Raw genomic sequence first — 16,068 nt, 5'->3', positions numbered from 1 at the left:
ATATGGTGAAATGACTTGGAAACTCTCGACTATGATTTTAATCTTCCGGACTTGGTTTCGAAGATTTCGAATTTAAACCCAAAATCAATAATTCTTCAGTTTCCTGACGGGTTTAAATTATTTTCTATAGCTATAGCTGACTATTTAAAAAATTATTTAAAAGATGTTAAAATATACATTTCTGCCGAAAGTACGTGGGGAGGTTGCGATATAGCTATTGAGGAGGCAAAAATGCTTGGTGCTGAGCTTATAGTTCATTTTGGCCATACTCCCTATTCATTGGCTGAATATAAATCAATTTTGGAAAAAGTACCAGTAATTTATGTTCCAGGAAAGTTTAAAAAAGAGCTTAGCAAAAGCTCTCTAATATCTTTGCTATTTGAATTAAATAAAATAGGAGCTTCAAAACCCGCGCTTGTTTCTACCATACAACATGTGGATGCGCTAAAGCAAATAAGAGATTTTCTGAATGAAAGAGGGATAAGTGCTACTATACCAAAGTCTCCGCTTATGGAAGAAGGGCAAATTGTTGGTTGTGACTATTCACCGCTTATTAATGAGAAAAACTATGATTCTGTGGTAGTGGTTTCAGGAGGATATTTTCACGCTTTTGGTGCCGGTCTCATGACAATGAAGCCTACTATAAAAATTGACCCTTATACAGATAAGGTTGAGAATGTTACCGAGAATGTTAAAAAAATTCTTAAAAAAAGATATGCCACAATGGAGAGATCTAAAAGCGCAGAAGTGTGGGGAATAATAATTGGAACTAGAACTGGTCAATATAGGCCTATAACTATAAGGGCACTTGAATCTCTGATAAAAAACAAAGGGAAGAAGTACTATCTCTTTTTTTCTAAAAGTTTAACAATAAATGAGCTAAGAAACATTGATCAGCCTAAAATTGATGCATATGTTGTAACTTCATGCCCAAGAATCCCTATAGATGACATAAGTGAGAAGGAGTTTGAAAAGCCCGTGCTTACTCCAGGAGAAGCATTTATGGTACTAAAAGGAGAATTGGAGAGGTACAGGTTGTTGTGATGACTTCGTTCAATAAAAAAATGCTCGAAATTACTATTGAAAAAATTAAGGGACCGAAAAATCCTAAGCCTCAGTTGGAGCAACACATGACACCTTCGAATATAGCATCTGAAACTATATGGTTCGCACTACAACATGGACTAATTATAAACAAGAAAATATTAGATATTGGTTCAGGAACTGGCAGGCTGTGTCTCGGCTCTTTAATAGCAGGAGCAAATGAGTGCGTTTCAATAGAAATTGATGATGAGGAAATTGAAGAACAGATTAAATATGCAAAAAAACTTGGTATAGAGTGCAAAGTTGAAATAATAAAAGCTGACGGAGCATCTGTTCCGTTGAGAGATAGCAGTTTAGACGTGACTTTAATGAACCCACCATTTGGGAGCGTAAAAAGAGGAATAGATTGGAAGTTTTTAAAAGAAGCCTTACGAGTGACAAGGGCAGTTTTGTCCTTTCATATGTACAGCGAAAAAAGCAAAGATTTTTTCTTCAAAAAGGTCGGAGAATTTGGGTACAAAATAGAAATACTCAAAGTTTATAATATGGAATTAAAACAAATATTTGAATATCATGTGTCTAGAAAAAAGAAAATACCAGTCATGCTACTCTTTATTATTAAAGGAGAGAAAAAATGATGAAAGAAGAAAATTTGGCATTTCCTGGAGACGAGCTCGCAATTCTAGAAGAGTTTATCCCTGTTTCAGGAGTTTATAGCGACGAAAACGGCAAGCTGAGATCTACTTTAATTGGAAAAGTAGTTAAAGATATTATTAACAAGAATCTAAAAGTAATTCCATTTAAAAAGAAGTATGACTTTCCGCGACTAAAATCTGTAGTAATTGGGTATGTAAACTCGGTAAAAAGCGATATAGCTTTAATAACGATTTTATATGATGGAAACCTAAAGCCTATCTCAGCACCACTAGCAGGCTTTTTGCATGTTTCGCAAGTAGATGAAGAGGGCAAAAATATTAGCGATTATGTTCTTCCTGGAGATTTAGTTAAAGCAAAAATAATATCCTCTGAGAACCCGTTTCAGCTTTCTTTTAAGCACTCTTCCCTTGGAGTAATTTTGGCATCATGTTCTAAATGTGGCGCAATTATGCAAAAGCTGGAAAATGGGAAGCTTAAGTGCCCTAAATGTGGAAACATAGAAAATAGGAAACTTTCTAGTGATTATATAAACTTGAAGGATCATAGTGGATAAATAAACCAACCAGTAGCAAAAATTTCACAAGTCATACTAATTCTGGTGAGCGTCTTGAAGCTAATTAAGAAGAAATTAGTTCTTAGGATCCCAAAAAATGCTGATGTTGAGCGTTTCTTAGATGCTATAATGGGAAGCACGATAGCCACACAGGTAATGTATAGGATAAAAGGAAATTCTGTCGAGATTAGAATTATTGGGGACCCAGTAAGCGTAGAGAATAGCATTCACAGGATTAGAAGTGCAGTGGAAGATTTTGCAATAAAAATGGGTTACCCGAAAGAGGGAAGAGGTATAACAGTATTTGGCTCTATGTTAGCGAAGTCACTTGAAGTCCCAGTCCCTCTAGAAGGTTTTAAAAGATTATTAGAGTTAGAGAATATCGATTTCTCGTACGACGAAAAAGAAGATTTGCTTGTAATCTATGATGATCTCGAAGAGTTAAAGTCGTTAGCAAAAGACTTATTTGATTCCTACAAGTCAGCGAGAGAAATTGCTAGAGGTATAGGTGCAGAAATTATCGCGGTATTATCTGTATATTCTGGCCTTTCTCCCATGGAAATTGCATCAATAGGAGAGGAAGAAGGAGTTTTTGAAAAAATCGAAGATATGTACATGTTGAAGGCCGATAAAGATAAAGCATTGAATACTATTATAGAAGCCTTAAAAAAGAAAAACGAATATTAAGCTATAAAGCTGAAAAGTAAAAGTGTAGCTAGGTGGAGATGAACAGAAAAATGAAATATAGCATAAAACAGATGAATGAAAAAGAACTAGAAATTGTACTATATGATGAAGATCACACTTTTGGAAATCTTATGGCAAAAACCTTAATGAAGATCGACGGAGTGGTTATGTCTTATTATAGAATAGATCACCCACTTAAAAACGAAATGGTACTCTATTTGAAAACCGATGGATCTATAAAACCTGTAGAAGCGCTTAAAAAAGGCATAGGCTTACTAAAAGATGAAATACGAGAGCTGGAAACTAAAATAAAAGAGGTACAAGTTTGAACTATGAAAAACGATGAAAAGAGGATTCTGGAACTTTTTATAAAAGAAGACTTAGTAGTAGGGGGAGTTCTTAGAAATAAAATTTTAGAACATCTGATAATTGAAAAAAACGATGAGAATTTTTTAAATAGGCTTGAAAAGAGGTCTTTTATAAAAGAAGTAAGATTTATTGATGTAATGAATATCGGTGGTAAGAACGAAGAAATATTGGTAAAAGCTTTAAAAGCAAACATAAAAAAAGAATTAGTTTATAAAGAGCTATACGAATCTATAGTAAATGGTCTAAAAGAGGTGAAAAACTGTGAAGTTCTGTCCAAAGTGTGGAACTCTAATGAAGCCGAAGAAAATTGATGGCAAAGATGTATATGTTTGTCCAAAATGCGGATATACAGAAGAAGTTGAACCGAAGAAAAATGAGTACAAAATTGTTAACAAGATAAAGCATGGAGAAAAGGACAAGCTTATCATAGTTGATGAAAATAAAATTCCCGAAACTTTACCAAAATTAAAAGACGTAGTATATTGTCCGAAATGCGGCAATAATGAAGTCTATTATTGGACTATGCAAACAAGAGCTGCAGACGAGCCTCCAACGAGATTCTATAAATGCACTAAATGCGGATACGTCTGGAGAGAATATGAGTGATCTTTTCATAGTTTTCTGGTCGGTTCATAGTTACTTTGAATCAATTTAGAAATAGATCTTTCGTTGGGTAGACATTCGTGAAGAGTAAAAGTTTGTTCCCTAGTCCTTTCTAAGATTTTCTTTATGTTCATATCTGCTAACTTTTATGCGAAAAGTTAAGATAAAAAAATTCTTCGCTGTCAAGCATTACAAACAGTACAGATTTGCTTAAAGAGGTTTCATACGAACCTTTCTTTCATGCTATAAATAGCGAAAATTTCAACTATTCTGGTCTTCTCCTGCCCTAAAGGGCGAGGCTTTCGGTTGTAAATATTCTAACAAAACTCAATATAAGGATCCTTATGATATGATTAGAAAATCTAAAATTTTCAAAAAATATATATCATTATTTAACAGATGATACATTAAAATATTAAGCGAGTTTAATTCTTGGTAAGAATAATGGTGTATCGTATATGAAAATAACGTTTAGTAACGCATCTCTTTGGAAGTATACTATATTGGGTATTAGCAAAATATTGGAAGAGGTTGCAATAAAAGCAGATAAAGATGGAATCAGATTAAGGGCGATGGATCCTAGCCATGTGATGCTTATTGATCTTTTCTTTCCAAGCTCTTCATTTGAAAGTTATGAAGCTAATTCTGAAATTATAGGTATTAACCTAGAAAATTTAAGCGATATGCTGAAAAGGGCAAAAAAGGGAGATAAGCTTGAAATAGTCACTGAGGGTAACAAATTCCAGCTCAAATTTATCGGCAAATTTAGTAGAATATTTACTGAAAGTACTGTCGACGTCCCTTACCAGGAATTACCAGATATTAACTTGGAGTTTAAGGCAGATATAAGACTTTCTGCTCAAATATTTAAAGATTCTATTGAAGATGTAGAATTTTTAGGCGACAATATCTATTTTATTGCAAATGAAAGTAAATTTACTATATTAAATGAGAGTGAAATTGGAAAGGCTATAGTTGAGCTCGATAAGGATTCAGGTAACATAATCTCTTTAGTGTGCGAAGGGGAACAAAAATCTCTCTATGGTTTAGAATATTTAGAGTCACTCTTATATTCTGCAGAGGTTGCGGATATTGTTTCAATACAGTTCTCAAGCGGAATTCCTACAAAGATAACTTTTGAATTTCCGCAGGGTGCAAGGCTTGTCTCTTACATCGCACCAAGAGAAGCGTAAAAGGTCGATAGATAGAAAAGAATGGCTTTTTCAAAAGCTTTCAGCATACTACGAGAAAGCTAAACTTGAGCTACCTGACGATATAAATAGCAGGGAATTTGCCGTCCAGCCTATAGACTATAAAGGTTATGTTAGACATTTATCCTTTAAAAGTGAAGATGAGCTTAGAAGCTTTTTATTAAAAAATCCACCTATGCACCTTTATTACTCATCTGCGATTTACACCTTCCCTGAGATAGATGATATGGAAAAAAAAGGAATGATAGGTTCAGAAATAATCTTTGATATTGATGCCGATGAAGTTCCTGGATGCGAATCTATTGAGCAACTACACGCTTGCCTAAACTGCGGATCGCTTCTTTATGGTAAGTCGATAAAAAAATGTACGAAATGCGGTAGCCAGAATGTTATTGAGGTCGAACCAATTCCTAAAGAATGCATCTTAAAAGCCGGAATTGAAGCAAAAAAGTTAATAAAAGTTTTAAGAAAAGACTTCGGTTTTGAAAAAATCAAGATATATTTTTCTGGCAATAGGGGTTTTCACGTTCATCCAAAATGCGATGATGAATGGTTGAAGCTAACGAGTGAAGAAAGAAGCATGATAATTAAGTATATAACAGGAAGTGGAGTGAATATTGAAAGAATAATCGGATTGGGAGAATCAATAAAAGGAAAAAATATGTATATTCCAAATCCTAAGGAACCTGGATGGAGAGGGAGATTAGGAGAAATCTTGTATAAAAAGATGAACTTAAATGATGAAAAAAAGATTACGTTCGGAGAAGCTGAGGTACTACTCGGAGAAAAAATTAATTTGAACGATATCATGAAAATGGCATCTATAAGTATAGATGAAAAGGTTACAGTCGATGTTCATAGATTAATAAGGATCCCTGGTTCAATAAATGGTAAGCTGGGTCTGCCTGTATTTGAAATAGGAGAAAGTGAGCTTGAAAGTTTTTCCATAAATTGTTCATATTCTCCGTTTAAGGAAGATGAGGATGTTAAAATGAATGTTTCAATGCAAAATAAGGAAATTTTAGGGATAAAGATAAATAGCTTAAAGGGGGATATTATAAAAATCCCTGGCTGCCTCGCCTTTTTATTCATCTCAAAAGGTATAGCAGATCCCGCCTAAATTTTTATTACAAGATATCAAAAAATTAAGTAATGGCGATATACTAAAACTTTTGGTCGTGAAAAATGAGCGAATCAATTGAGTTTGTACTCAATAGAATATCAATTAAAAAAGAAGTAAACTATAACGATTTAAAAATGAGATTTTTGAACATGATATCAAATGTATGTTATCAAAGAGGAAGTGCTCAAAGCTTTGTAAACAATGTAGAACTTTGCAAGAAAACAATAAAAGAAACAGAAAGTATTTCTAAGCTAATCTCAAAAATAATTTCTAAGAATTTAGATGACAGTCCGCTAGAAAAATCTGGTTTTCTTTCTTTTTTTGCAACATCATTTAAAAAAGATGAAGATTTTTATGTGTTTGTTGAAAATGATGATCCAGGGATTTTTAAAGAGTGTAGAAATGAAGATTTTTGCTTTTCGATTTTAAGCGTAAAAGAAGCAAAAGCACTTAAAGATTTATCTTTTGCGAAAGAACTGAGAATCAATTATTTAAACCCTGATTTTAAATAAAGACTAGTATGTGAAATAAGTTTTGCAATAAAAAAATAAACGGAGTGAGCCGGCATTGAAAATTCCTAAAAAAATTAGAGCCTATTGCCCAAGGTGTAAAAAACATACAGTGCAAACAGTAATGATTTATAAAGCTGGAAAAAGAAGAGCATTGTCTATAGGGCAGAGAAGATACGTCAGAAAACAGGAAGGTTATGGTTCAAAAAGAAAACCTGAACAAAAAAGATATGCAAAAACTACCAAAAAGCAAGTAATTAAGCTAAAATGCAGTGAATGCGGGTATATACAGCATAGAAAAGGACTAAGATTAAAGAAGCTTGAGCTCACAGAGGTGGCTTAAGCATGACAAAGAGGAGAAGCCTTCCTATCCCAGAGCCAAGAACAAAATTCATTTTAGTAAGATGTCCTGCATGTGGAAACGAACAAGTCATCTTTTCTCATGCAACTTTTCCAGTAAGATGCCTTATATGCGGGTCTCAACTTGTAAAACCAACAGGTGGAAGAGCAAGACTACAAGCACAGTTCATAAAAGTAGTTGGGTAGATTTTATTACTAGTTAAATCACAAATTTCTTTGCATCATACCATCTATTTTGGAAGAACGATATTTTTACTTAAAAAATAATATATAATCTCGGCAAAACCTATTTTGTAATAGCTATTAAGTAATTAACAGGTGAAATCATTTGGTTAGAGCCAGAAAAGAGCTTCCTGACGCTAATGAATTAGTCATCGCTACAGTTAAAGAGATTTTTGATTATGGAGCATATGTTGAGCTAGATGAATATAATGGAATGAGGGCATTTTTACCATGGAGCGAGGTTGCAACAAAGTGGGTTAAAAACATAAAAGAAGTTTTGAAGGAAAATGAAAAAATAGTTGTTAAGGTTATTAGAGTTAATAAGCAGAAAAAGCAAGTAGACGTTAGCTTAAAAAGGGTATATGATAGTGAAAAGAAAAAGAAAATGCACTGGTATAAAAGAAATCAAAGAGCTGAAAAAATTCTTGAACTAGCTGCACAAAAACTTGGAAAAACTTTAGATGATGCATATAACGATATCGGATGGCCTTTATTGGATCACTATAGTGATTTATATACAGCATTGGAAACTGCTGTAATGTTAGGACCTGATACCTTAAGAGTTCCTAATGCAAAAGAAGAGTGGATAATGCCTGTATACGAAGAAGCTAACAAACATATAAAAATTAAACAAGTCAAAGTTACAAGAATAATAAACTTATGGAGCACTTCTCCAAGTGGGATCGAAGATATAAGAAGCGTCTTGCTAAATATGAAGAACATTTCAGAGGATAATTCTTCAGTTAATATATATACGATTGGAGCACCAAAATATAAAATAGAAGTTATATCAGAGGATTACAAATCTGCTGAAAGGATAATCAACAGCATATTGGAAAAAGCGGAAAAAGACGCCCAAAAGTTGAAGGTCAATTTTGAAGTAGTTAAAGAAAAAGAATGATGATAAAAATGAAATGGCTAATGAGAAAATGTTCCAAGTGCAAAAGATATACGTTAGAAACTGGAAGATGTCCTTATTGTGGTGGAGAACTATTTGTTCCGCATCCTCATAGGTTTTCTCCAGAAGATAAATATGCTAAATATAGAATAGCAATAAAACTTACCAAGGAACGGACTTTAAATGAAGCTTGAATGCAATATAATTAGTAGATAAGTGAAGCAATGGTATTATAATGATACCAAATAGGAAAACATCCAATGATGGATGCGCGCAGATTGGACAAAGATAAATGAATAAAGTTGATCCTAAATAGAAATCCAGCTGGTCTACTAAGGGGAGCATCCCCCCTCTTTCAATCCCAATTCTCCTTTTAAAGAATGACTTAGTTATATCTCCTAAAATTCCTCCTAAAGAGCCTAAAAATCCCGTAAAGCAATACTGCAGTGAGTAGTAATTTAGTATACCTATAATCGCTCCCATTAAAGTACCAGTTAGAATTGCAAATGTTGTGCCCTCGACTGTCTTTCCATCGCCTAATATTCTTTTTCCGTCGCTCAAGTACTTTCCTCTGTCCAGTGGTCTTCCTTTGATAAACTTCGAAACGACAACTGGTATACCATTAGCGACCATTGGGGGAATGTATATTTTCAAAAAATCTATTAATATTCGCAATATATCCATTCAAATCCCTCATTTTTAATTGTGTATCTTCCTACAATTATATCATCTAATAGAACCTCTCCCTCAGATCTGGACGAGCCTTTAGAGAGTCTCAGCAGAGTGCTGTAATGCGAAAGGATGTTGTACCCGCTTGGAATATCTCCCTCGAGATAAACCTGTGCTGTCGAAAGTACTGGACTTAGCTTTGAATTCTCCTTTAATAAGGAATTAATAAGCATAAACAGTTTTGACGAGATATCCTCATTTTGAGAAAAGGAAAGCCTGTATAGATAATTAATGCTATCAACCACAATGAGCACATCTTTATAGAGGGAACGGAGAACCGCTTGTAGCAACTCCCATTCGCTAAACACGTCTATAAACATAATGTCAAAATTCTCGCCTAAAATTTGCAAGAGCCTTTCTTTATTAACAGAGCCTTCGGTATTAATGTATATAGCCTTATTGAACAAGTTCTTTATAAAAGTTAAGCAAAAAGTTGTCTTGCCTGAACCAGCCTCGCCATATATAGTAACATATCCTTTTTTATTGGGAAAAAACACCGAAGCAAAAGCATTCCAACAATCCTTCCCTTTTTTCATCAACTATTCACTACATTTTTTATAGTATATAAATGCTTATTTAGTCCTTCTATAAAAAATATTTTGTAAGGTCAACAAGAGTGAAATAATGCTCCTGTTATCTATTGTAAGCTCTAAAGATTATTATTTATTTGTTAAAAATCTTAGAGAAGAGTCTATAGATTTCAAATCTCCAAGTTACTTACCATTTAAGTGCAGTGAAGATGATGTTGTTATTTGTGACAAAAAAGGGTGCAAAGAAATAATCGGAACTTGCAGGAAGTTTAAAATTGAAAAATTTACAGATGAAGTTTTTCTTTCTCTTATACCTTTTATGATTGATGGCAAGGAAAAATACAAAGAGATAATCGTCGGGATTGATGTTGGAAGAGAGATCGGCTATGTAGTCTTGGCAGATGGAAAAATTATAGGCAAAGGTAAAGTCATTCAAGATGAAATAATCTCGGTTCTTAAAAAATATGAAAATGTGCCTCATGACAATATGATTGTCAAGATAGGCGATTATAATGATAACAATAGGCTTTGGAATTTGACATCAACGATTTTGGAAAATGTTAGTGCTGAGCTAGAACTTGTAGATGAATATAAGACATCTAAAATCAAGAGAAAACAATTAGAAGAAAAAGATCCTGATGTAAAAGCTGCATATATTATTGCTAACAGATCCGGAACGATTAAGTTGAGGAAGCATGGAAAAAATACTTGAAACTAATGAGATAGAAAAGTTTTATTTTATTAAGGGTCCAGCAAAAATTAACGTTTTACGAGGAAAGGTTGAAATAAACGGTATCTTATTCGACAAAGGGGAAAGCGTTGTTATTCATAAGTCTAGGAGCTATATTTTGAGAATTGAGAAAAATTCAAAGATCTCCGTTATAGGGGAAAATGACTTTTGTATTCGAGATGCAATAAATGAAGAAATAGAAGTTTACACTGATTGGAAAAAATATTCTTCTCTGATCGTTGAAGAATGCGCTAATAAAGAAAAAACATGTAAGGTAATTGTATTAGGGAAAGTGGATAGCGGGAAAACTACTTTTTCAAGTATGATTGCTAACACTGCATATTTAAAAGGAATGGAAACATATTATGTGGATACTGACTTAGGACAAAAAACTTTCGGATATCCTGGAAGTGTTACGATCTCTAAAAATAGTGGAAAGCTCTTTTGGTCAACAGCAAGTAAATCCGATAAGTTTATCTTTATAGGAAAGCTTTCTCCCGTTGGTAAAGAATCTGACGTAATCCAGGCAACAGAGGAACTAATCGCTGGAATAGAAAAGGGTATCATAATAATAGATACCGATGGTTGGTTCGGAGATCCTTTATCATTGAATTATAAATTCAGGATGATACAAAAAATAAAACCCGACTATACTGTTATAATCAGAAGTGGGCAAAAAATCGATCTATTTGTAAAATCTATTTTTCCTATCACCAAGATTATAACTTTAAACACCCCTCCAAACAAGGCTTCGAGAAGCAAGATAGAAAGGAAGATGATAAGAGGAGATAAGGTGTTATCGCTAATTGAGAGCAAAAAAAGCAGACTTTTGACTTATGGCTCTTTTTTTACACTTGGGGAAATTACTATTGGGTTCGGAAATCCATTAAGTTATAATGAATTAACTGAACTTTCTAATAAAATAGGTGATAAAGTGCTTTATGGAGAAGATTACGACGAAAAAACTGTAGTTATTGTAGAAAGGTTGAAAAGAAACAATTTCAAAGATTTCTATGTTATAAATACAAATAACCTAAAAGGGAAAATCGTTTCAGTTTTAAATGATAAGGGCGAACATATAGATATAGGATTTTTAACTGATATCAACGAATATGGATTTCTGATAAAAACAAGTTATGAAAAAGAAATCAAAGGATTGTATATAGGGAATATTACAATTTTTGATTTCAAACTAGAAAATTCTGACTGATAAATTATCTTCATATCAAACTCAATTCCGCCGCATGAATTGAGAAATTCGATCAATGTTATTCATCTGTTACCACCACATATTCGTGAACATGTCCTTTATTCTTTTGACATCAAGTGTTGATGGAGTTTTAAACAAAAGATATTAAAACATTCAGCTCTATCATAAATACCCGTTTCAGTTATAAAATCCTGTATATAATTTTGCGAATTAAAAGAGAAATCGGTTTATCCTTTTTTTGCACTTAAAAGCATTATGGCTTGTGCTATATCTCCATTTGTAATTTCAAGAGCCTTCCTTGCTTCTTCCAATGATACACCTGCTTCTGCGGCTACAAGCTGAACGTCATCTTCTAAAATTTCTAACTCCCTTTTTTGATGAGTAGTTTCTTCTTTTTCAATTTCTTTCAAGCTTCCTATAACATAAATGATCGTCTGCCCCTTCATTTTTAAAAAAGTCACAGAGGGTTGCTCAACGACGAAGTTTTTATCCCCTGAAGTTTCGATCAGCACTCTTTCTGCATCTTTAACTTCTTCAACATCTACATTTATTCCCATTCTTTTCATCATTTTTTTCATATCACTAGGATTCATTTTAAACATATTTTACTACCTCTACTTCTTTCACTATCAATTAGTTTTATACAAAGAAAATAAATAAGTTTAACAAATAAAAATATTGTAATATGTTGATTATAGCGTTAGAAAAAATTATTCTATATAGCAAAAAAGGCTAGTGAAAGAGCGTGAAAAAATGCAAATTAAAATTTTAGGTAGCGGAAAAGAAGTTGGAAGAGCTGCGATTTCTGTAGAATATAACAATAGATCGGTTCTTCTTGACTATGGGGTAAATTTCGATGAAAATGATAACCCAGTTATGCCGCTCCATATATCGCCGATAAAATTAGATGGTGTAGTGCTTTCTCATGTTCACCTAGATCACATAGGCGCCGCTCCACTATTATATTCGTCAGTCAAACCGAAAGCTTTTTCTACCAGGGTCACAAGACACTTAGCTAGATTAATGCTTGAGGATTTTCTCAAGCTTTCTGGCTATTATCTTGACTTTGAAATAAATGAAGTTAATAGCTTGCTATCATCGATTCAAGACGTTAAAGCGGGAGATTTTGTTAAATTGAGTGAATTTTTCTCCTTAGATTTCTACCATTCGGGACATATCCCCGGAAGTCTCTCTGTAAAGGTATCAACGCCCGATGGCTCCTTAATATATACTGCAGATATTAATTCTATAGATACAAAGCTTGTAGAATCAGCAAAGATTGACGGTGCAGAAGCGGATGTGTTAATAATAGAAAGCACATACGGAAATGCGAACCATCCAGAAAGAAAGGATGTAGAAAAGAGACTTACAGAATCAGTAAACGAGGTCTTAGAAAAGGGTGGTACTGTACTTATACCAGTTTTCAGTGTAGGAAGAGGGCAGGAGATAATGACAATACTAGCTGAAAATGATGTCTCTCCTGTTTATATAGATGGGATGGTTAAGCAAGCAACTGAAATCATGTTGGAAAATAAAGTGTTTTTAAAAAATAGCGAGCTATTAGAGAAGGCATATTCCGAACAGATATTCCTAAAAGGATGGCAAGATAGAAGGAAAGTGTGGAAAAAACCATGCGTTATTGTATCAAGTTCAGGAATGTTGAAGGGAGGCCCTTCAAGATACTATTTGAGAAAAATTGCAGATGATGAAAAAAATGCCGTTTTTCTTGTCAGCTTTCAAGGAAAAAACACTCCAGGTAGAAGTATAATTGAAAGAGGAATATATGAAGATGGAGGTAAGCCTGTAAAGGCCAGGGTCGAATGGATGGATTTTTCAAGTCATGCAGGAAAAAATGGATTAATTGAGATTATCAAATCTATAAGGAATTTAGAAAAAATAATACTAGTTCACGGCGAGCCTGAGTCTCAGAATGTACTTGCTGATGAGATAAAACAGCAAACGGGAATCGTCCCTGTCATTCCTAACACAGGAGAAGTTATCTCTTTCAGTAAAAAACATTAGAGTTCTTTAGTTTCTTTGCAAGAAATTTTTGTCGCTATATCTGTAGCTACTTTTTTCAGCTCCTCTACAGAACTAACCCCTACATTCTCTTTGGAAAATACAAGCGTATAAAGTTTATTTTTATCTCTAATTTTCAGCTTAACGTTTTCTTTGTTAACTTTTATCAAGCAAAGGTCAGGTTCTTTTACTAACTTTTTCACTTTTTCATTAGCTTCATCCAAATTTTTAAATAAAACTTCGTATGGCACTTTGACACGACCTCCTTTGACAACTTAATAGTAGTATTAATTTTTAAGGTTTATATTAATTAGCTGTAGATTGTTTAAGAAGTTTTTAAATTAAAGCGATTGCATCAAGAATGGATGGAGCTATAACCCTTATATCGCTTAAAGCTCTGTTCGCATATTTTCTTTTCTCGATAGAATTATAAAGCGACATTATTGCAGATAGCTCACCGTGGTTTAAAATTATATTTTTAGGTTTTGGCTCAATATTTTCTATGAAAGATATTAGTTCATTTTTATCGCTATGTCCGCTAAATCCCTCTATCGAATGTATTTCCATATTGATTTTGATAGTTTCTATTTTTCCATCAGGATTCAGAAACGTTAATTCTTTTTGACCATCTTTTATTTTTCTTCCAAGGGTTCCTTCAACTTGATAACTTACAAATATTAGAGAGTTTTTAGGATCCTCAGCCAAGCTTTTCAAATATTCAACGCTTGGACCTCCATTAAGCATTCCACTTGTAGCTAAAATAATGCAAGGGCCAGGTTCTAATGCTTCACTTCTTTTATCTTTGCTCTGAACAACCACGAAGTTTTTGTTCATAAATGGATTTTCTCCTAGATGTATAGCTTTCTCAACTGATTGAGACATAAGCTCTGGATAATGAGTGTGCAACGCGGTGACTTCTGTTACCATACCTTCTATGTATACGGGTATGTCCTGCAATTGTCCTTTACTAAAAGCTTCTGAGAGAATCAGCATTATTTCCTGTCCTCTTCCAACTGACATAACAGGTACTAATATTTTTCCTCCTCTCTGAACAGTTTTTCTTATTATATTAATGAGATTGCTTTCGGCCTCTGCTCTTGATGGTTGCTTCGTCTCACCATAAGTGCTTTCCATGATCAGCGTTTCTAATCTCGGAAACTTATCTGTAGCTTTGTTTAATAACTTGGTATGGGCATATTTAAAATCACCTGTATACACGATATTATGCAGACCGTTCCCTATGTGTAAATGAGCCATTGCCGAACCCAATATGTGCCCTGCGTCATATAAAGTTAGCCTGATATCCGGTGCAATATCAGTAACATCACCATATTCAACAGGTATTGTATGAAGTACGGCTTTTTTCACTTCTTTTTGAGTATATGGAGGTATTTTTCCTTCTTTCGTCATTATATCTAGAAAGTCCAGTTGCGATAATACCATTATATCTCTTGTAGCTTTAGTCATATATACGGGTCCATTGTACCCATATTTAAAGAGGAATGGCAACATACCTACATGATCTAAATGTGCATGTGTAATAACAATGGCATCAAGCTCTTCTATTTTAAACTCATCAACATCAAATCTCGGTGCTATTGATGGAAAGCTAGAAGAGCCGGGATTAACTCCAGCATCTAGCAGAATTTTGCTTTCATTAGTTTCTACAAGTATTGCGCTCCTTCCTACTTCTTGAAATCCTCCGAGAGCAATAATTCTTATCGAGTTCGTTTTAAAAAGCAGGTCTCTATGTATTCTCTCTCCAATATTTCTAAGAAACGTTTTTCTGTAATTGCTTTCTGCTATTAGTTGTCCTAATATGCTATCTAGTATCTTCGAAGAGGTGGGCGGCGCCCTTATAACAGTAGGTCTCCATCCTGTTTTTACTAAAAGCTCTCTCCTTATATTGCCCCCTTTCCCAATAACTAGACCGGGCTTTTCGGCTTTTATTATAACATCCCCAAGAACGTCATCAAACTCTATAGCTTTTATTTCAGCTTCTTTTGGGACGGTTTCCAGTATTATTTTTTTAGCCTCCTCTTCCGGCTTTCTTATTGATGGATCCGTCCTTATTACGACTCTTTTCCTTATGGTCTTAGCTATATCTCTTATTATGCCCATCTGCTCCATTAAGATTCCAGGGTTTTTAACATATATGGCAATTTCCGGTCCTTCAAATTCTATAGAAGTCATCATTGCTTGCGGCGGGACTAAGTTGATAATGGATTCTCTTATCTTCGCAATAGATGAGATTCTTTTGATATTGTTTTTTCCGGTACTCATTTTCATCCATCTTTGCAATTTATCTTATAATGCAAAAGCTAACTAAAATTCTATATATTGCATCTAAACATCCTCTAGAATTAAAGACGAGGACTTAAATCAAAATCTATCAATTATATCATAATTCTAATTGGTTAGAGCGTTTTTTCTGTTTATAAACTTTTTGCTTTACTTATACTTGTTATTCTCTTTTTTTTAAAAGAAAAAGATTAAATGATATTCCATAAGTTTTTACCCTATAGGTATAAATAAACCAAATTCTAATACATCATTTTTTAAACAGTTAAATATCATCTAGCTATATGAATATTTTTAGAAAAAAGGTTTTTAT

The 16,068-nt window shown here is 33.7% G+C and carries 22 protein-coding genes; 17 read left to right on the top strand and 5 right to left on the bottom strand.

The window, feature by feature from the left end:
* The first annotated feature begins 15 nt into the window (after positions 1 to 15).
* The 14 genes from dph2 to FFONT_RS07355 all read left to right on the top strand — a co-directional run bounded on the left by dph2 (position 16) and on the right by FFONT_RS07355 (position 8,430).
* Entirely contained in the window at positions 16 to 1,044 is a 1,029-nt protein-coding gene (dph2, locus tag FFONT_RS05470) for a diphthamide biosynthesis enzyme Dph2 (protein ID WP_014558239.1), read from the top strand.
* Positions 1,044 to 1,682, top strand: coding sequence for an METTL5 family protein (locus FFONT_RS05465; RefSeq protein ID WP_014558238.1), 639 nt, complete (start codon positions 1,044 to 1,046; stop codon positions 1,680 to 1,682). Before dph2 ends, FFONT_RS05465 begins: the two co-directional genes overlap by 1 nt.
* Positions 1,679 to 2,254: an exosome complex RNA-binding protein Csl4 gene (locus FFONT_RS05460; protein WP_014558237.1), complete on the top strand. Its 576-nt coding sequence runs from the start codon at positions 1,679 to 1,681 to the stop codon at positions 2,252 to 2,254. Before FFONT_RS05465 ends, FFONT_RS05460 begins: the two co-directional genes overlap by 4 nt.
* A 54-nt stretch (positions 2,255 to 2,308) precedes the next feature.
* A complete protein-coding gene (locus FFONT_RS05455) occupies positions 2,309 to 2,941 on the top strand; it encodes a DUF2067 family protein (RefSeq protein WP_148683705.1) in 633 nt (210 codons plus the stop codon).
* A 38-nt stretch (positions 2,942 to 2,979) separates the two neighbouring features.
* Positions 2,980 to 3,270 (top strand): RpoL/Rpb11 RNA polymerase subunit family protein, encoded by a 291-nt coding sequence (locus FFONT_RS05450; protein WP_228009417.1) that lies wholly within the window; start codon positions 2,980 to 2,982, stop codon positions 3,268 to 3,270.
* A 3-nt stretch (positions 3,271 to 3,273) separates the two neighbouring features.
* On the top strand, positions 3,274 to 3,621 hold the full coding sequence (locus FFONT_RS05445) for a hypothetical protein (RefSeq protein WP_014558234.1): 348 nt from the start codon (positions 3,274 to 3,276) through the stop codon (positions 3,619 to 3,621).
* Positions 3,602 to 3,916 (top strand): transcription factor S, encoded by a 315-nt coding sequence (locus FFONT_RS05440; protein WP_014558233.1) that lies wholly within the window; start codon positions 3,602 to 3,604, stop codon positions 3,914 to 3,916. Before FFONT_RS05445 ends, FFONT_RS05440 begins: the two co-directional genes overlap by 20 nt.
* Positions 3,917 to 4,371: 455 nt before the next feature.
* Positions 4,372 to 5,106: a DNA polymerase sliding clamp gene (locus FFONT_RS05435; protein WP_148683703.1), complete on the top strand. Its 735-nt coding sequence runs from the start codon at positions 4,372 to 4,374 to the stop codon at positions 5,104 to 5,106.
* Positions 5,075 to 6,244: a DNA primase small subunit domain-containing protein gene (locus tag FFONT_RS05430; protein ID WP_014558231.1), complete on the top strand. Its 1,170-nt coding sequence runs from the start codon at positions 5,075 to 5,077 to the stop codon at positions 6,242 to 6,244. Before FFONT_RS05435 ends, FFONT_RS05430 begins: the two co-directional genes overlap by 32 nt.
* Before the next feature lie 65 nt (positions 6,245 to 6,309).
* A complete protein-coding gene (locus FFONT_RS05425) occupies positions 6,310 to 6,759 on the top strand; it encodes a hypothetical protein (protein WP_014558230.1) in 450 nt (149 codons plus the stop codon).
* A 55-nt stretch (positions 6,760 to 6,814) separates the two neighbouring features.
* Entirely contained in the window at positions 6,815 to 7,099 is a 285-nt protein-coding gene (locus FFONT_RS05420) for a 50S ribosomal protein L44e (protein ID WP_148683702.1), read from the top strand.
* Positions 7,100 to 7,101: 2 nt separating this feature from the next.
* On the top strand, positions 7,102 to 7,302 hold the full coding sequence (locus FFONT_RS05415) for a 30S ribosomal protein S27e (RefSeq protein ID WP_014558228.1): 201 nt from the start codon (positions 7,102 to 7,104) through the stop codon (positions 7,300 to 7,302).
* A 142-nt stretch (positions 7,303 to 7,444) separates the two neighbouring features.
* Positions 7,445 to 8,239 (top strand): translation initiation factor IF-2 subunit alpha, encoded by a 795-nt coding sequence (locus FFONT_RS05410; RefSeq protein ID WP_014558227.1) that lies wholly within the window; start codon positions 7,445 to 7,447, stop codon positions 8,237 to 8,239.
* 8 nt (positions 8,240 to 8,247) lie between these two features.
* Entirely contained in the window at positions 8,248 to 8,430 is a 183-nt protein-coding gene (locus FFONT_RS07355) for an RNA-protein complex protein Nop10 (RefSeq protein WP_148683701.1), read from the top strand.
* Here the strand turns inward: FFONT_RS07355 and FFONT_RS05400 are convergent.
* Together FFONT_RS05400 and FFONT_RS05395 are read right to left on the bottom strand one after the other, a co-directional pair.
* Positions 8,399 to 8,920: a CDP-2,3-bis-(O-geranylgeranyl)-sn-glycerol synthase gene (locus tag FFONT_RS05400; protein WP_014558225.1), complete on the bottom strand. Its 522-nt coding sequence runs from the start codon at positions 8,918 to 8,920 to the stop codon at positions 8,399 to 8,401. The two genes, FFONT_RS07355 and FFONT_RS05400, sit on opposite strands and share 32 nt — an antisense overlap.
* Complete coding sequence (locus FFONT_RS05395; RefSeq protein ID WP_014558224.1) at positions 8,899 to 9,501, bottom strand: AAA family ATPase; 603 nt, start codon at positions 9,499 to 9,501, stop codon at positions 8,899 to 8,901. The genes FFONT_RS05400 and FFONT_RS05395 overlap by 22 nt, the downstream gene beginning before the upstream one ends.
* 88 nt (positions 9,502 to 9,589) lie before the next feature.
* On the opposite strand from FFONT_RS05395, the gene FFONT_RS05390 reads away from it, so the two are divergent.
* Together FFONT_RS05390 and FFONT_RS05385 are read left to right on the top strand one after the other, a co-directional pair.
* Positions 9,590 to 10,207 (top strand): hypothetical protein, encoded by a 618-nt coding sequence (locus tag FFONT_RS05390; protein ID WP_014558223.1) that lies wholly within the window; start codon positions 9,590 to 9,592, stop codon positions 10,205 to 10,207.
* Positions 10,191 to 11,435 (top strand): Clp1/GlmU family protein, encoded by a 1,245-nt coding sequence (locus FFONT_RS05385; RefSeq protein WP_014558222.1) that lies wholly within the window; start codon positions 10,191 to 10,193, stop codon positions 11,433 to 11,435. Before FFONT_RS05390 ends, FFONT_RS05385 begins: the two co-directional genes overlap by 17 nt.
* Before the next feature lie 227 nt (positions 11,436 to 11,662).
* Here FFONT_RS05385 and FFONT_RS05380 read toward each other — a convergent pair whose 3' ends face one another.
* Entirely contained in the window at positions 11,663 to 12,037 is a 375-nt protein-coding gene (locus tag FFONT_RS05380; protein WP_014558221.1) for a nascent polypeptide-associated complex protein, read from the bottom strand.
* Between the two features lie 151 nt (positions 12,038 to 12,188).
* Between FFONT_RS05380 and FFONT_RS05375 the strand changes: the two genes are divergently transcribed.
* The gene (locus FFONT_RS05375; protein WP_148683700.1) at positions 12,189 to 13,457 is read left to right on the top strand and encodes an MBL fold metallo-hydrolase; all 1,269 of its coding nucleotides are present in this window, start codon (positions 12,189 to 12,191) and stop codon (positions 13,455 to 13,457) included.
* On the opposite strand, the gene FFONT_RS05370 is transcribed toward FFONT_RS05375, so the two are convergent.
* On the bottom strand, positions 13,454 to 13,705 hold the full coding sequence (locus tag FFONT_RS05370) for a hypothetical protein (protein ID WP_014558219.1): 252 nt from the start codon (positions 13,703 to 13,705) through the stop codon (positions 13,454 to 13,456). The genes FFONT_RS05375 and FFONT_RS05370 overlap by 4 nt on opposite strands.
* 85 nt (positions 13,706 to 13,790) lie before the next feature.
* Positions 13,791 to 15,737, bottom strand: coding sequence for a beta-CASP ribonuclease aCPSF1 (locus tag FFONT_RS05365; protein WP_148683699.1), 1,947 nt, complete (start codon positions 15,735 to 15,737; stop codon positions 13,791 to 13,793).
* Between the last annotated feature and the right edge of the window lie 331 nt (positions 15,738 to 16,068).

It is taken from the genome of Fervidicoccus fontis Kam940, assembly GCF_000258425.1.
Classification (GTDB): domain Archaea; phylum Thermoproteota; class Thermoprotei_A; order Sulfolobales; family Fervidicoccaceae; genus Fervidicoccus; species Fervidicoccus fontis.
This window is presented reverse-complemented; position numbering and strand designations above follow the sequence as displayed.